The sequence below is a fragment of the Acinetobacter sp. CAU_H_60 genome, assembly GCF_058599385.1.
Window position 1 is genome coordinate 2,492,380 of record NZ_CM178653.1, and the last position, 14,514, is coordinate 2,506,893.

At 41.9% G+C, this 14,514-nt stretch carries 16 protein-coding genes; 7 read left to right on the plus strand and 9 right to left on the minus strand.

What is annotated here, in order from left to right:
* Positions 1 to 16 precede the first annotated feature (16 nt).
* On the plus strand, positions 17 to 1,045 hold the full coding sequence (locus AC4MBN_RS11755) for a hypothetical protein (RefSeq protein WP_491880254.1): 1,029 nt from the start codon (positions 17 to 19) through the stop codon (positions 1,043 to 1,045).
* Between the two features lie 162 nt (positions 1,046 to 1,207).
* On the opposite strand, the gene rplT is transcribed toward AC4MBN_RS11755, so the two are convergent.
* Both rplT and rpmI read right to left on the minus strand, forming a co-directional pair.
* On the minus strand, positions 1,208 to 1,567 hold the full coding sequence (rplT, locus tag AC4MBN_RS11760) for a 50S ribosomal protein L20 (protein WP_004647525.1): 360 nt from the start codon (positions 1,565 to 1,567) through the stop codon (positions 1,208 to 1,210).
* A gap of 11 nt (positions 1,568 to 1,578) precedes the next feature.
* Complete coding sequence (rpmI, locus tag AC4MBN_RS11765; RefSeq protein WP_004278281.1) at positions 1,579 to 1,773, minus strand: 50S ribosomal protein L35; 195 nt, start codon at positions 1,771 to 1,773, stop codon at positions 1,579 to 1,581.
* A gap of 230 nt (positions 1,774 to 2,003) precedes the next feature.
* Between rpmI and AC4MBN_RS11770 the strand changes: the two genes are divergently transcribed.
* Together AC4MBN_RS11770 and AC4MBN_RS11775 are read left to right on the plus strand one after the other, a co-directional pair.
* Positions 2,004 to 3,257, plus strand: a complete 1,254-nt coding sequence (locus tag AC4MBN_RS11770) for an MFS transporter (RefSeq protein ID WP_419365703.1) — start codon at positions 2,004 to 2,006, stop codon at positions 3,255 to 3,257.
* A gap of 182 nt (positions 3,258 to 3,439) precedes the next feature.
* Entirely contained in the window at positions 3,440 to 4,591 is a 1,152-nt protein-coding gene (locus AC4MBN_RS11775) for an IS4-like element ISAbe18 family transposase (RefSeq protein ID WP_058951619.1), read from the plus strand.
* A gap of 37 nt (positions 4,592 to 4,628) precedes the next feature.
* Here AC4MBN_RS11775 and AC4MBN_RS11780 read toward each other — a convergent pair whose 3' ends face one another.
* The 3 genes from AC4MBN_RS11780 to AC4MBN_RS11790 form a co-directional block, all read right to left on the minus strand.
* Complete coding sequence (locus tag AC4MBN_RS11780) at positions 4,629 to 5,051, minus strand: YqaA family protein (RefSeq protein WP_419365702.1); 423 nt, start codon at positions 5,049 to 5,051, stop codon at positions 4,629 to 4,631.
* 7 nt (positions 5,052 to 5,058) lie between these two features.
* On the minus strand, positions 5,059 to 5,349 hold the full coding sequence (locus AC4MBN_RS11785; protein WP_159123055.1) for a hypothetical protein: 291 nt from the start codon (positions 5,347 to 5,349) through the stop codon (positions 5,059 to 5,061).
* Positions 5,350 to 5,421: 72 nt separating this feature from the next.
* A complete protein-coding gene (locus tag AC4MBN_RS11790) occupies positions 5,422 to 6,042 on the minus strand; it encodes a glutathione S-transferase N-terminal domain-containing protein (RefSeq protein WP_004783581.1) in 621 nt (206 codons plus the stop codon).
* A gap of 311 nt (positions 6,043 to 6,353) precedes the next feature.
* On the opposite strand from AC4MBN_RS11790, the gene AC4MBN_RS11795 reads away from it, so the two are divergent.
* The 4 genes from AC4MBN_RS11795 to AC4MBN_RS11810 all read left to right on the plus strand — a co-directional run bounded on the left by AC4MBN_RS11795 (position 6,354) and on the right by AC4MBN_RS11810 (position 9,164).
* Positions 6,354 to 6,818 (plus strand): Hsp20 family protein, encoded by a 465-nt coding sequence (locus AC4MBN_RS11795; RefSeq protein ID WP_004783582.1) that lies wholly within the window; start codon positions 6,354 to 6,356, stop codon positions 6,816 to 6,818.
* Between the two features lie 99 nt (positions 6,819 to 6,917).
* On the plus strand, positions 6,918 to 7,469 hold the full coding sequence (locus tag AC4MBN_RS11800; protein ID WP_166135695.1) for a hypothetical protein: 552 nt from the start codon (positions 6,918 to 6,920) through the stop codon (positions 7,467 to 7,469).
* Between the two features lie 171 nt (positions 7,470 to 7,640).
* Positions 7,641 to 8,603 (plus strand): IS30 family transposase, encoded by a 963-nt coding sequence (locus AC4MBN_RS11805; RefSeq protein WP_086043916.1) that lies wholly within the window; start codon positions 7,641 to 7,643, stop codon positions 8,601 to 8,603.
* 165 nt (positions 8,604 to 8,768) lie between these two features.
* Positions 8,769 to 9,164 (plus strand): hypothetical protein, encoded by a 396-nt coding sequence (locus tag AC4MBN_RS11810; protein ID WP_491880255.1) that lies wholly within the window; start codon positions 8,769 to 8,771, stop codon positions 9,162 to 9,164.
* Between the two features lie 61 nt (positions 9,165 to 9,225).
* On the opposite strand, the gene infC is transcribed toward AC4MBN_RS11810, so the two are convergent.
* From infC to AC4MBN_RS11830, 4 genes are all read right to left on the minus strand, one after another.
* Complete coding sequence (gene infC, locus AC4MBN_RS11815; protein ID WP_081400954.1) at positions 9,226 to 9,777, minus strand: translation initiation factor IF-3; 552 nt, start codon at positions 9,775 to 9,777, stop codon at positions 9,226 to 9,228.
* A 5-nt stretch (positions 9,778 to 9,782) separates the two neighbouring features.
* Positions 9,783 to 11,705: a threonine--tRNA ligase gene (gene thrS / locus AC4MBN_RS11820; protein WP_159123058.1), complete on the minus strand. Its 1,923-nt coding sequence runs from the start codon at positions 11,703 to 11,705 to the stop codon at positions 9,783 to 9,785.
* Between the two features lie 227 nt (positions 11,706 to 11,932).
* Positions 11,933 to 13,099: an alanine racemase gene (locus tag AC4MBN_RS11825; protein ID WP_491880256.1), complete on the minus strand. Its 1,167-nt coding sequence runs from the start codon at positions 13,097 to 13,099 to the stop codon at positions 11,933 to 11,935.
* 12 nt (positions 13,100 to 13,111) lie between these two features.
* Positions 13,112 to 14,395, minus strand: coding sequence for a D-arabinono-1,4-lactone oxidase (locus tag AC4MBN_RS11830; protein WP_491880257.1), 1,284 nt, complete (start codon positions 14,393 to 14,395; stop codon positions 13,112 to 13,114).
* Between the last annotated feature and the right edge of the window lie 119 nt (positions 14,396 to 14,514).

The following is a 14,514-nucleotide window of genomic DNA, read 5'->3' on the forward strand; positions in this document are numbered from 1 at the left end:
ATCAGATCAAATCACTATGGCACTCGATCAAATTTGGAAACAGCAACTGACCCTCGTCACTTATGGCAATGAGTTTTTAACTCAGGATCTCAGTTTCAGCCGCTGGCTGAATCACTCCATTTTTAATCAGCACCATTTAACTTTCCGTGATCTGATTTCCCAGCATTTACTGGCACAGCACTTTCAAATCTGGCTAGAAGGACTGAAAAAACAAGGGGTTCGTCGTATTAGTCTGCATTCTTCACATTTACTGGAAGATGAAAATAACCCTAATGCCAATGTCGAACTGGTTCCTTTGGCTCATGTGATTATCAGTCATCATGCTCAAGGTAAAACCGCCTGGATGATCGGTAAGGAACTGGCTGAATGGTATACCGCTGATAATGATTATGAAGCACCGGAAGCCCAACAGTCGCCTTTACGTCATGAAGTATTCTGGCGTTATGAACTGAATAATAAACTGGCCAAAAGAATTGATGCTGATCTGGTACAACCAAACTGGGATGATATTCATACCTATACCGAACAGGAATTATTTGAACATCATTTAGCTCAAGGATTCACTGAGCCTGCTTATACTGGTTTGCCTTATTACGATACTACCCCAACGATTCAGTCTCATGCAGAAAATCCGAGTCATCTTGCTTTAATACCAACGGATTATTCATCTGATTATGCTCATCAGACCTTGTACCGTCTGGATGCATTAAGTGATTTTATTCAGACGAAGATTCAACACCCTTATAACGATGATGGTCAGGTACTGAATCCAGAGCAGCAATTAAATCTGCGCCACTTTGCACAAAAAATCGATGAAATCAGTGCCAAGTTTATTGTGAAAGTGGCCAATCATTATAAAACTGCACAACTCACTCCTAAAGTGGCGCCTGATCCTTTTGCGGGCATGAATACTGAAGATCGCGCGGTTAAAGTCTCTAAAGCTGAACGACCACAAAGTCATCATAAAACCGGTGCTTCAAGTGTGATCAAACTGATTCTGATCACGATTGTGATCTGTCTGATTGGCTACTATTTCGGGCTTTAATAAAATATATTGTCTATAATAAATAATCACTTTGGCTTGGTGGAGAATTAATCTCCACCAAATCAATAAATAAATGATTTAAAAAATCAAAGATCCCACTGATTTTATTTAAGCATAAAAAAAAGACCGCTTTTAGCGGTCTTTTTTCTAAGTCATAAAGACTTATGCAGCCAACGCATCTTTAGCTTTAGAAGCTAGAGCTGCAAACGCAACTGCGTCATGCATAGCGATGTCAGCAAGTACGCGACGGTCGATGATAACCTGAGCTTTTTTCAAGCCAGCGATCATACGGCTGTACGATAAACCGTTTTGACGTGCACCAGCGTTGATACGCGCAATCCATAGAGCACGGAATTGACGTTTCTTCTGACGACGGTCACGGTAAGCGTATTGACCAGCTTTGATTACCGCTTGGAACGCTACGCGGTAAACGCGTGAACGAGCACCATAGTAACCTTTAGCGCGAGCAAGAATTTTTTTGTGACGGCGATGAGCCTGTACACCACGTTTTACACGAGCCATTTATAATCTCCTTAGATGTACGGGCACATACGACGAACTGAAGCAACGTCACTTACGTGAACCATTACACAGCCGCGCAATTGACGAATACGCTTAGCAGATTTTTTGGTCAAAATGTGGCGTTTGAACGCTTGTTTACGCTTAAAACCGTTAGCAGTCGCTTTGAAGCGTTTAGCTGCACCACGGCGAGTTTTCATCTTAGGCATAACAACCTCTTTTGAACACCTGTTCGGCACGTCTGCACCATTGCAAGAACGCCCTGCAGGTAAGGGAGCCGATATTCTAATGCATCTTTGCTTAAAACAAAAGCACTAGTCTTTTTTTCTTGATGAATCTGCAAACTTAGCATTTTTTACGATAAGAATTGAATGATGAATTTATATACTGCTTGCGATATCACTTTATAATTTGTCAATTTTTTCAGTTGCAGCTCTTTATGCACATTCAGCCCGATGCGTTTGCCGCACTCCGTTATCGAGACTTTTCTATTGTTACCTTAAATCAGTTTTGCCTGACTTTAGCCATTCTGATTCAGGAAATTATTGTTGCCTATTCTCTATATCAGATTACCAAAGACCCGCTAACCTTAGGACTGATTGGTCTGGCAGAAGCCATTCCTTTTATTTCCCTCTCCTTATGGGGCGGATATGTCGCGGATCGCTTTAATAAACAGACTATTATGAAAATCTGTTTATTTTTCGCCATTCCGATGCCTCTCATTCTCTGGTCACTGTTTCATTATCACGGCTTGGGAAACCTCGGCACCAGTCAATTATCTTGGGGAATTTATGCTGTCATTTTCTGTCTGGGTACCATTCGTGGCTTTTATAATCCTTCAGCAACTTCACTGAAACCCTTTCTGATTCCACGTGCACTCTATGCCAATGGTGCAACCTGGACCACAATTGGCTGGCAAAGTGGGGTAATTATCGGACCAATGCTCGGTGGTTTTATGCTGGCATTTTTAGGTCGGGAAACCAGTCTTCTAACTGTCGCAGTACTGGTCAGCATCTGTTTTATTCTGATTAACTTACTGCAAAAGCGCGATTTTCCTAAAATTGAAACTGAAAATGTCCTGCATAGTCTGGGCGATGGTTTCCGTTTTATCTGGAACAGCAAAATTGTACTGTGGTCGATTTCCCTAGATCTGGTTTCGGTACTGTTTGGTGGGGTGATTGCCCTCTTACCGATTTTTGCAGAGGATATTTTAAAGGTTGGCCCGGAAGGTTTGGGGTATTTACGGGCTGCCCCGTCCATTGGCGCACTGATAACCATGATTGCCCTAACCCGCTTTCCGCCTACGCAACATGCCTGGCGTAATATGCTGCTTGCAGTCGCAGGTTTCGGTGTCTTTACCTTGCTATTCGCTTTTTCCAACTCGATGTGGCTATCTCTGTTTGCTCTTGCCATGACTGGTGCATGTGACAGTATTTCAGTAGTGATTCGCCAGACGATTTTACAGATTTACCCACCCGATAATATGCGTGGTCGGGTTGCTGCAGTAAACGGCATGTTTGTCTCATCCAGTAATGAACTGGGTGCTTTTGAGTCTGGTCTGGCTGCGAAATATATGGGCACGATTATGGCTACAGTGTTTGGTGGCAGCACGACCCTACTGGTGGTTGCCATCAGCTGGGCGAGAACCAAGGATCTGTTTGGAGTTGATATTACCAAAGGGACTGAAAAGTAATTTTTAGTTCTGATGCACGTAGGATCTTTAATCAGGAAAATCCTGCGCGCTAATGATGAATACAAATAAAAAGAGGCTTTATGCCCACTGCTGTCCCATAGTTTGCTTTAAATAAAAAAACCTGAGCCCTAACAGTTAAAATATGAGTGCAAACAAACACTTTAACGACCAGGATTCAGGTTTTGTCACATCAGAATACCGTATTTCATGAGCTAATTAAACCTGTTGTGCGACAGGATTTTGAACAACTTGCTAAAGTACACCATGTTGGACAGAAATTTAGAGCAGCTTCCCGGTGGGATCAGTTTATTGCCATATTGATGTCTCAATTCTCTTGTAGGCAAAGTCTGAGAGATATTCAATCCAATTTGGAGTGCCAACAGGAAAAGCTAAGTCATCTCGGAGCAAAGTCTATTCCCCGAAGCACGCTGGCACGAATCAATGAGCAGCAGCCTGCTGCCTTGTATCAACAGCTATTTTACAAGTTGCTTAAATACTATGAACACTCAAAAGTCGCTCATAAATTTCGCTTTAAGAATCCCTTGTATTCCTTGGATGCCAGTCATATTGACCTGTCGCTTTCCTTATGTGAATGGGCCAAAGTTCACGACTCAAAAGCCAGCATGAAACTCAGTATAGGATTGAATCACAGCAATGATATTCCTGAGTTTGTTGCAGTTGAAAATGGCAAAGAAAATGACATGGTACAAGGCCGCAAATTCCAGTTTCCTGCTGGCAGCATTGTAGTTTTTGATAAAGGCTATGTCGATTACCAATGGTATGCAAATCTGACTGCTCAAAACATTGGATTTGTCACACGTTTTAGGCCTAAATCTGTGTATCAGGTGATCCAGCAACATCCAGTGCTTGAATCCAAAGGTATTCTAAAAGATGAAACCATTCAGCTGAATAGCGCACATGCCCTAAAAAGAAAAGCCCCAGTGTTAAGAAGAATTGAATATAGAGATCAGCAAAGTGGCAAGCACTTTAGCTTTCTCAGCAATAACTTTCATTTAGCCGCCTCCACCATTGCGGCGATTTATAAAGATCGTTGGAAAGTTGAGCTGTTCTTTAAGGCGATTAAGCAGAATCTCAAATTAAAAGCGTTTCTAGGCCGCAGCAGGAACGCAATTCAGACACAAATCTGGATTGCGATGATCGCCTATTTATTGGTGAGTTTCGCTCAACATTTAGGAAAAACAGGTTGGACAGTTCAACGTTTACTCAGAATAATTCAAGTGAATTTGTTTGAAAGAAGAACTTTAAAAGCTTTATTTTCACCCGATAAAATACCCATAAAACAAGAGGAAGCTCATTTGAGCTTCCTCTTGTGAAAAATTGTGGGACAGCAATGGCTTTATGCCTCTTTTTTTAAAACATCGCATACGCCCAATAGACAAACAGATAACGTCCAATTTTGGCAATACTGACTATCAAGATAAAACGGGTAAAATTTTCCTTGAGCAAGCCGGCAATTAACGTAATTGGATCGCCAATAATCGGCACCCAGCTCAGCAATAATGACCAATAACCATATTTCTGATAAGTACGTTGAGCTTTAAGCATCTGCTGCTCAGAGACTGGAAACCACTTTTTATGCTTATATTGTTCAATCTTGAATCCCAGATACCAATTCACACAGGAACCCAAGATATTTCCAGCACTTGCGATCATGATGAGCAAGGCCGCCGAATAGCTCCCTTGCCATAATAAACCCAGCAAAACCGCTTCCGACTGCAGCGGTAATAAAGTGGCTGCACCAAAAGCGGCAAGAAAGAGCAGAAACAGGGACATCCCGAGACTAACGGCTTAAACCCAGTTTTTTCTTGGCTTTAAGATATTCCCAATTAGCCCAGACTATAGCCATAACCATGACCAAAATACGTGACCATTGATATTTCTGGGTAATCGGCTCAAGAGCTGTATTTAAAATCTGACGATCTTTGGTATTCAAGGCACTGATCACCTGATCCACATGCACAATTTCAGCAACGAACAGCAGCAGACAAGCTGCGATACCGAAAATAATACTCCAGTAAATTCGAGGATTCGTTTCCACGATTTTAGTAAAGTTCAGGAAAAAATCTTTCATATACTCACCCAATAAAAAACCACCCAAAGGTGGTTTAATCTACTTTTATCTAGTTTAGCACAAAGGCCAGACTTATCTGACCTGTATTGCTAACGCTCTTTGCACCGCTGGACGCGCAGTCAGGCGTGTCACATATTCCTGTACTTCCGGATAATCAGCCAGATCAATCTGCTGCCATTCATGACGTAGCACCCATGGCAAAATAGCCATATCCGCAATCGAATACTCACCAGCTACATATTTCTGACCAATCAGCTGTTTGTTCAGAACCCCGTATAGACGCTTGGTTTCATTGACATAGCGATCAGTGGCATACGGGATACGCTCAGGAGCAAAACGGCTAAAGTGATGATTTTGCCCCAGCATTGGACCCAAGCCACCCATTTGCCACATTAGCCATTGCTCAACTTCAACACGTTGCTGCTCATCATCCGGATAAAACAGGCCGGTTTTACGACCCAAATATTGCAGAATCGCGCCAGATTCAAAGACTGAAATCGGTTCACCACGCGGGCCATCCTGATCCACAATCGCAGGAATTTTGTTATTTGGAGAGATACGTAAAAAATCAGGTTGAAACTGGTCATTTTCCAGAATATTGATCGGGAAAATTTTATACTCCAAGCCCATTTCTTCTAATGCGATGGTAATTTTATGGCCATTGGGCGTTCCCCAATAATAGAGATCAATCATGTTATTACCTGTTACCTTTTCGTTTTTACATGACATTATTGAAATTTGATCTAGTTATAGCATGATTTAAAGCCTTACTTCCGCATATTTTGTTATCGATTCAGCAGTAAAATCGCTAAATTCAAAGCATTATTTTTAGCTCAAGATGGGTTCAAATATTTTTAAATCTTGAGGCTTGAAAAGCTTCGCCTCAATCCTATATTAGAAATAGAGCAATGATCTATTCAGGAGATTGTTTCTAATCACTGAGTTCATATTGAAGAATTGCATGTTGTTTAAAAAAACTTTTCTGAGATCAGGAGGTAAGATCAATGAGCAATTTTAGTCTTAGCCCACTATTCCGTCGTAGTATCGGTTTTGACCGCTTTAATGACCTTTTTGATTATGCAATGCAAAGTGAGGCACCGAACTATCCACATTACAACATTGAAAAAACCGGTGACAACAATTACCGCATTGTGGTTTCTGCTGCCGGATTCAATGAAGACCAGCTAGAGATCAATCTGGAAAATCAGGTTCTGACCATTAGCGGTAAAGCGGTGGAAGAAAATTCAGATACGACTGTGGAATTCCTGCATAAAGGCATCGCCCACCGTTCATTCAAACTGTCTTTACGTCTGGATGAACATGTAGAGGTACAACAAGCTGAATTTGAAAATGGTTTATTGAAAATCGAATTGCAGCGCAATGTACCGGAAGAAAAATTGCCTCGTCAGATTCCGATTGGCAAAAAACTGTTAGCTGAAAAAAATGAATCTAACGAGCAGCAAAGCTAATCACCTGCCAAAAGAAAGACCCGAATGGGTCTTTCTTTTTTAGGACAGAATCCTTAAGCTTGAAAGTGTTCAATTTTCACTCATTATAAAAATAATAATATGAGCACATCAGATATTATTCTGTTTCATCAAAGTGCCCAGACGATGAAACATATGGGACTTCTCCTTCTTTGCTATCCCATTGGAATTTTGATGACCTTATACCTTCATACTCCAGATCCTCCTTCCAGTTTTATTCGAGGATTGGTATTTTTATGGCAGGAGTCTCCAAGCTTTTATGGCTATATGCTGGGTTTCCTGATGCTATCGCTCTTGGTATATAGCATTAAACTAAAAATCACCTCGCGGACAATTTATTACACTTTGGCAGGTTACCGGATCAGCCTGTGTTTATATCGTGAAGCCGTCCATTATAGCTTTATCAATCCTCAATATGATTCAATTAAAGCCCGTACCAAACGTTGGCTAACCAGACTTCCCGCTCATCAAATTAATCAGCGGGATGGCACTCTCGATTTTATTCTTTGTCAGCCCAGTTGGCGCGACCGACTCTGTTTAAGATTATTCCGGATTCATTTATCGATGTTTTCCCGCCAGCAAGCCAAGGAAATTATTCAAGCCATGTACAGTGCTTGGAATTTAAGATCATAAAGGCTGATTCAAAAGCAATTTTAATCATGAAGTTTAAGCTGAAAGAAATTTATCTCATCAGATTTCAAAGCGCGGATTCAAATCCCAAGTGCGACACATTTGTAGTTAGTTGAAAAAGTTACGTGTATTAGAATCATTAGACTTTTTCAACTCGCAATTGGAAAGCACACAATGAAGCAATACACCCAACTTTCTCAAGAAGAAAGATACGAAATTTATGCTGCCTTGAAAAGTAAATCTTCAATCTCTACTCTTTCCAGAGAGCTTGGTCGTTCCAGATCAACCCTCTATCGTGAGATCAAAAGGAATACAGGGGAACGCGGCTATCGGGCTAAACAGGCTGATCGGTTTTCAAGTCAACGACGATACCGTTCTTCATCTCAGATGACAGACTTCGCCATATTTTACATCCGTTATCTGATTGCTCTGGATTGGTCGCCTGAACAGATTTCCGGGGCATTGAAACAACGTGGCTGGCTAGATGTCCCATCACATGAGTGGATCTATCAGTACATCTATCAGGATAAATCTAAGGGTGGAGAACTGCATCAACATTTAAGACACCAGAAAACCTATCGCAAGCGGGGTTATAAAAACACAGACCGTAGAGGCCAACTGGTTGATAGAACAAGCATTCACTGTCGCGACGAGGTCATAGACAAGCGTCAACGTCTTGGTGATTTTGAAGGTGATACCGTGATAGGCAAGAATCATAAGGGGGCATTATTAACCCTGGTTGATCGCAAGAGTCTGTATCTACATATCGCTCATTTGGGGAAAACTAGAACCTCAGCTAAAACGATCACGTGTGCTTTAGAGTGTTTGCGCCACAGTCATGCATATAGTGTGACCTTTGATAATGGCAAGGAATTCTCAGAGCATTGGCGGATAAAGGAAGCAGGTATAGAAACTTACTTTGCAGATCCGTACAAGTCGATTCAACGTGCCAGAAATGAAAATAGCAATGGTCTGATCAGGCAATATCTGCCAAAATCCTCATCGTTTGATGATGTTTCAAAAGAACGGATAGAACAGATAGAATCTGCTCTAAATAATCGCCCCAGAAAGACACTGGGATGGTATACGCCCAGTGATGTTATGGCTGGTTTTTATACTGTTGCACTTGCCGCTTGAATCCGCCAAGGATAAAAAGCAGTTATTAAAAAATGGTGTTCTGGTTGGGACTTTCCCCTATCACCACATATAGTTGATTTACATAAAATTTCGGCTATGCTTTTCTGAAACAGAATAAAACATTCAATAAATACCATAGATAAAAAAATCTGCCGTAGGTGCACTATGAATTATGTCCGTCGCAACGCCCTAAGTCCATTCATGCTATTGGGCTTGCTCTTCTTTTTATTGATTGTCATTTTACTGCTATTGTTTGGCTGGCCACATTATAAAGTTTGGAAACAAGGGATGGATGGTCAGGCAGCATTGGCTGAAGCAGAACAATCTAAAATGATTCAAGTGCAAGTTGCAAAAGCGGAACTGGAAAGTGCCAAACTGCGTGCAGAAGCTATTAAACTCGTTGGGCAGGCAGCTAAAGATTATCCTGAATATCGCAAGCAGGAATTTATTGGTGCATTTGGTGAAGCCCTACGTGAAGGTCGTATTCAACAAATAATTTATGTACCCACTGAGGCCAATATTCCGATTGTAGAAGCAGGAAAATCCTACCCTATTCAATAAAAAATTAAGTTACCTCATAAAAAAGCCCTGCAAATGCAGGGCTTTTTTCATCAAGAGATGCTTACTTTTTCTTTTTAGGACCAAGCAGCATACCCATTTGACGACCTTCCATTTTTGGCGCTTGTTCAACTACACCATATTCAACGACGTCTGCTTCAACTTTTTGCAGTTGAGCCAGACCCAGTTGTTGGTGAGCCATTTCACGACCACGGAAACGCAGGGTAATTTTTACCTTGTTTCCTTCTTCAAGGAATTTGATGATTGCACGTAATTTTACGTTGTAATCACCTACATCTGTCGCAGGACGTAGCTTGATTTCTTTCACCTGGACTTGATGTTGTTTTTTCTTCGCTTCTTTCTGCTTTTGTTTCAGATCAAACAAATGCTTATTGAAGTCCATGATTTTGCAAACAGGTGGCTCAGCATTGGCTACGATCTCAACAAGATCAAGCTCAACATTTTCTGCTGCGCGCAATGCTTCCGCAAGGCTTACAATACCTTTTTGCTCACCATTTTCGTCTACAAGACGAACTTCTTTAGCACGAATTTCATCATTCAAGGCAGGACGGTTTGATTTATTACCGCCCTGTTGATTACGGTCAGGCTGTTTAATCGCTGTTACTCCACAATGTACCGGCCGCGTTCGGCAACGGCTGCTTTTACTAAGTCAACGAAAGCATCGATTGACATAGTACCCAAATTTTTTCCTGAGCGGGTACGGACATTCACCGTACCTTCCTCTACCTCACGGTCCCCAAGTACCAATAAGTAAGGAATACGCTCTAAAGTACGTTCACGAATCTTAAAGCCGATTTTCTCATTTCTCAAGTCAGAAATTGCACGAATTCCGTTTTCTTTAAGTTTCGCGACGACTGACTCACAAGCCTCGGCTTGAGCATCAGTAATATTCATGACACACGCTTGCACTGGTGATAACCAAGGTGGCATAAAGCCCGCGTAGTGCTCAATCAGTATACCAATAAAACGTTCGAAACTGCCAAGAATTGCACGATGCAACATTACAGGCTGATCACGATCGTTGTCTTCAGTAACATAAGAGGCATCCAGACGTTCTGGAAGGTTGAAGTCACATTGAATGGTACCACACTGCCAGATTCGGCCTAAGCAGTCTTTCAATGAGAATTCGATCTTCGGACCGTAGAATGCACCTTCACCTGGTTGTAAATCCCAATCTAGGCCAGCAGCATCTAAAGCATCTGCCAAAGATTTTTCTGCCATATCCCAAAGTGCATCATCACCCACACGTTTTTCAGGACGTGTAGATAACTTCATTTGTACTTCTTCAAAGCCAAAATCTTTGTATACGTCTAGTGTCAATTTGATAAAGTCTGCAACTTCAGTACCGATTTGTTCTTTAGTACAGAAAATATGCGCATCATCTTGGGTAAAACCACGTACACGCATGATGCCGTGTAAAGAACCCGATGGCTCGTTACGGTGACATGAACCAAACTCCGCTAAACGGATTGGAAGATCACGATATGATTTTAAGCCCTGGTTGAACACTTGCACGTGACAAGGACAGTTCATCGGTTTCACGGCATAGTTACGGTTCTCTGAATGAGTCGTAAACATGTTTTCAGCATAGTTTGCTGCGTGACCTGATTTTTCCCAAAGCGTGAAATCCACCACTTGTGGTGTACGGATTTCAAGATAGCCATTTTCTTGCTGAACTTTACGCATGTATTGTTCAAGCACTTGATAAATGGTCCAGCCGTTCGGATGCCAGAACACCATACCTGGTGCTTCTTCCTGCATGTGGAACAGGTCTAAAGCTTTACCAATTTTACGGTGATCGCGTTTTTCAGCTTCTTCAATACGTTTGATATAAGCTGCAAGCTGTTTCTTATCAGCCCAGGCTGTACCATAAATACGTTGTAGCTGTTCGTTCTTCGCATCACCGCGCCAGTAAGCACCAGAGATTTTAGTCAGCTTGAATGATTTTAAGAATTTGGTATTTGGTACGTGCGGACCACGGCACATATCCAGATAGTCCTGATGGTAGTACAGGCCCATTTGAGTTTCTTCAGGCATATCTGCGATCAGGCGCAATTTGTATTCTTCACCACGGGCTGTGAATTCTGCAATCACTTCATCACGTGGAGTCATTTTTTTCACGACGTCATAGTCTTGATCGATGAGCTTTTTCATACGCTCTTCAATCGCAGCCATGTCATCTAAAGTAAATGGACGTGGCATCCAGATGTCATAGTAGAAACCTTCTTCAATGACTGGACCAATGACCATCTTTGCTTCTGGGAACAATTGCTTAACGGCATGACCCACCAAGTGTGCGCAAGAGTGACGAATAATTTCGACACCTTCTTCATCTTTAGGCGTGATGATGTGTAAGGTTGCGTCTTCAGTAATCAGATCGCACGCGTCCACTAGACGATCGTTTACACGACCTGCAACGGTATTTTTTGCAAGACCAGGACCGATGCTTTGAGCAACTTCCATCACAGATACGGCGTGATCAAACTGTTTTTGATCGCCATTTGGCAAAGTGATAATTGGCATATGAAATCCTTAAGGAGTGATGCCCCGTACCATGGAGCATGTCACCGCGAGATTATGATCGAGGGAGAACCTCAAAAGATAAAAACGGTGGATAAATAAAAAATCGCCTAGAATTTTACACGGCTTGAGCCAATGATTAAACCTTTTCCCTAATAAAAATAGGATTTATCACCAAAAAGTTCTTTTGAGCTGCAACGAGTTAAGATCATTATTCGCTCAAGAATTATTTATTCTCTAAAGGTTTGCCACGCTTCAAATTGCCTTTCGATATAGACATACAATTGAGAAAACTGGGGAATGATGGCTTCGCTTTGGGTCGGTCTTAAAAACACATAATCATCGACTTTCAGTTCGCAAGATTTCGATACCAGAACCATTTCCTGATTGCTACTGCGTCCATATAAAATATGCGGCTGGCTTTTTTCTGGAAAATAATAGTCCGCCTGCCAGTAGCCACCATAAATAAATAATGCTTTATACTGATGCGGTAGATAATTAAATACTTCCAGACCGGGAATCTGGCCATAAGGCAGCACTTTTAAAATCGGAGTGGCGATCCACAAGGCAGATTTTAAAGCAGAGAGATTGTCCAGATCGAAATCGCTGGGTTTAAGTAGCATGGAACCAAAAGCCAGATCATTACAGACACTCTGCTGGCAATGCTGCATAAAGGTCGGACTGCCGCCACCGTTAAAACATAGGTTTTCATGCCATAAATCAGGAAATTGCTGCAGCGTCATCTTGAATTGTTGATAAATCTGCTGTGATTGCTGATAACTTTTTTCAGGACTTTTGAGAATCTTTGGCAGTTTGGCTACATGCGCATCATAGCCCATTAATCCGGAAAATTTTAGATTCAGAGGATGCTGCTGAATCAGCTTGAGTAGGGCTACAAACTGTTCCTGACTGCTTACTCCTCCGCGATGCAGCCCCACATCAATTTCAATATTTATATTCAGGCAGAAATTCAGGTTTTGGGCGAGTTGCAGATACTGCTCCAGCCGTGCCTGACTATCGATCAGCCATTGAATATTTACTTGAGGATTTAAGTCCATTTGACCAAACCAGCTTTGATAAAAGCGCTGCGCTGCATGAACCGGCATTGGCTTACCGAGTAGAATGTCCGCTTGCTCAAATACTCCGATAATTTCCCGAAGATGTGGCAGATGAAATACCATAAAACGCTGGGTATTCAGCTTTTCACTGGCTAATTGAAGCAACTCAGTACTGGACAGAGATTTCACCACCAGACGAGGCTTTAACTGCGGAGGTAGTTTTGCCTGCACAACATCCAGATTATGCTGATACTGAACCAAATCCAGAATCAGTTGTGGTGTACCTGTACCCTGCTGTTTTAGGTCTTGAGTCAGTTGCTGAAAATAAGTTGATCGCATCTTCTACTCCTGCTACTTAGCCAGAAACAGTTGTTTCAAGTAGGGATTCAGCCATTTTTGCTGCGGATCCAGCTGCTGACGTAGCGCTATAAATTCAGGCCATTTTGGATATAAATCGCGCAGTGATGCAGCATGCATGCTATGCAATTTGCCCCAATGCGGTCGCCCCTGATATTTCTGAAAAATCAGTTCAATTAGATTAAAAATGACATGATAATCCTGCTTATGAAACTGATGGATAGAAATTGAAACTGAATCCCGCTGATAAAATGGACTGAGCCAGATGTCATCCGCTTTGACATAACGAAACTCGATCGGAAAGAACATCGGCACACGATGCTGCCTTAAACAATGCAGCACTTCTTCCAGACACTGCAAGCCCAGTTCGACCGGAATCTGGTATTCCATTTCATTAAATCGGGTATTACGCGGTGTGGGGAAAATCTGACTGGACCAATCCACAAAACAGGTCGGTTTGACAAAAACACCGAGCAGCTTTTGCAGATAAGGATTGGTAAACGGCAATAACCGTGTCAATTCAGAGCACAACATCAATAAACTATCTTCTGATGGCCAGCTTTCTTTTCTCGGCTGAATGCATTCATCCGTTTCATCTAGTGTTTTCAGCATGACCTGATCAGCATACAAAAAAGCCCAAAACTCAATATGACGATGCTGATGTTTCCATTGATCGATATTGGAAAATATGTCTTTTAATGGACACAACCGGATCTGTTCTTTTAATTTATAACGCGGCCGATTTTGCAGGGTGATTTTGGTGAGTATTCCGAGACTGCCCAGTGCTACCCGCCCTGCCTGAAAAATTTCCGTATTTTGCTGCTCATCACATTGCAATAATTCGCCATCTGCAGTCAGTAATTCAAAGCCTTGAACGAAAGCAGATAGACACGGTAAATCAATTCCCGTGCCATGCGTACCGGTCGAGATTGCACCCGCCAGACTTTGCTGATCAATATCACCTTGGTTGATCAAAGCCTGATTAAGAGAGGCTAGATATTCACCCAACTCATATAATCTCGTTCCTGCCTGTACAGTACATTGAGCTGTCGCTTCATTTGCATCTATCACGCCATTGAAATGATCCAGACTAATCAATACCTCATCGGTTTTGGCTAGCGCACTGAATGAATGTCCTGCACCCACCACACGAATCTGCGCATGTGACTTCACCAGAGTTTGTAATTCATTGATTTCTTTAGGCTTGAAAATTTGAGGAGAACTGTACTGGCTTCCCGACCAGTTTCGCCATGTTGCATCCGCCTGTTGTATTTTCATTATTATTCCTTGGCTGAGGCTATTTTTAACACCCATTTAGAGTAAAATACCTAAAAAGGCAAATATGGGAACCCATAGGTTCAAAAAAATCAGTGCTTAAAAATAATTTTATTAATATT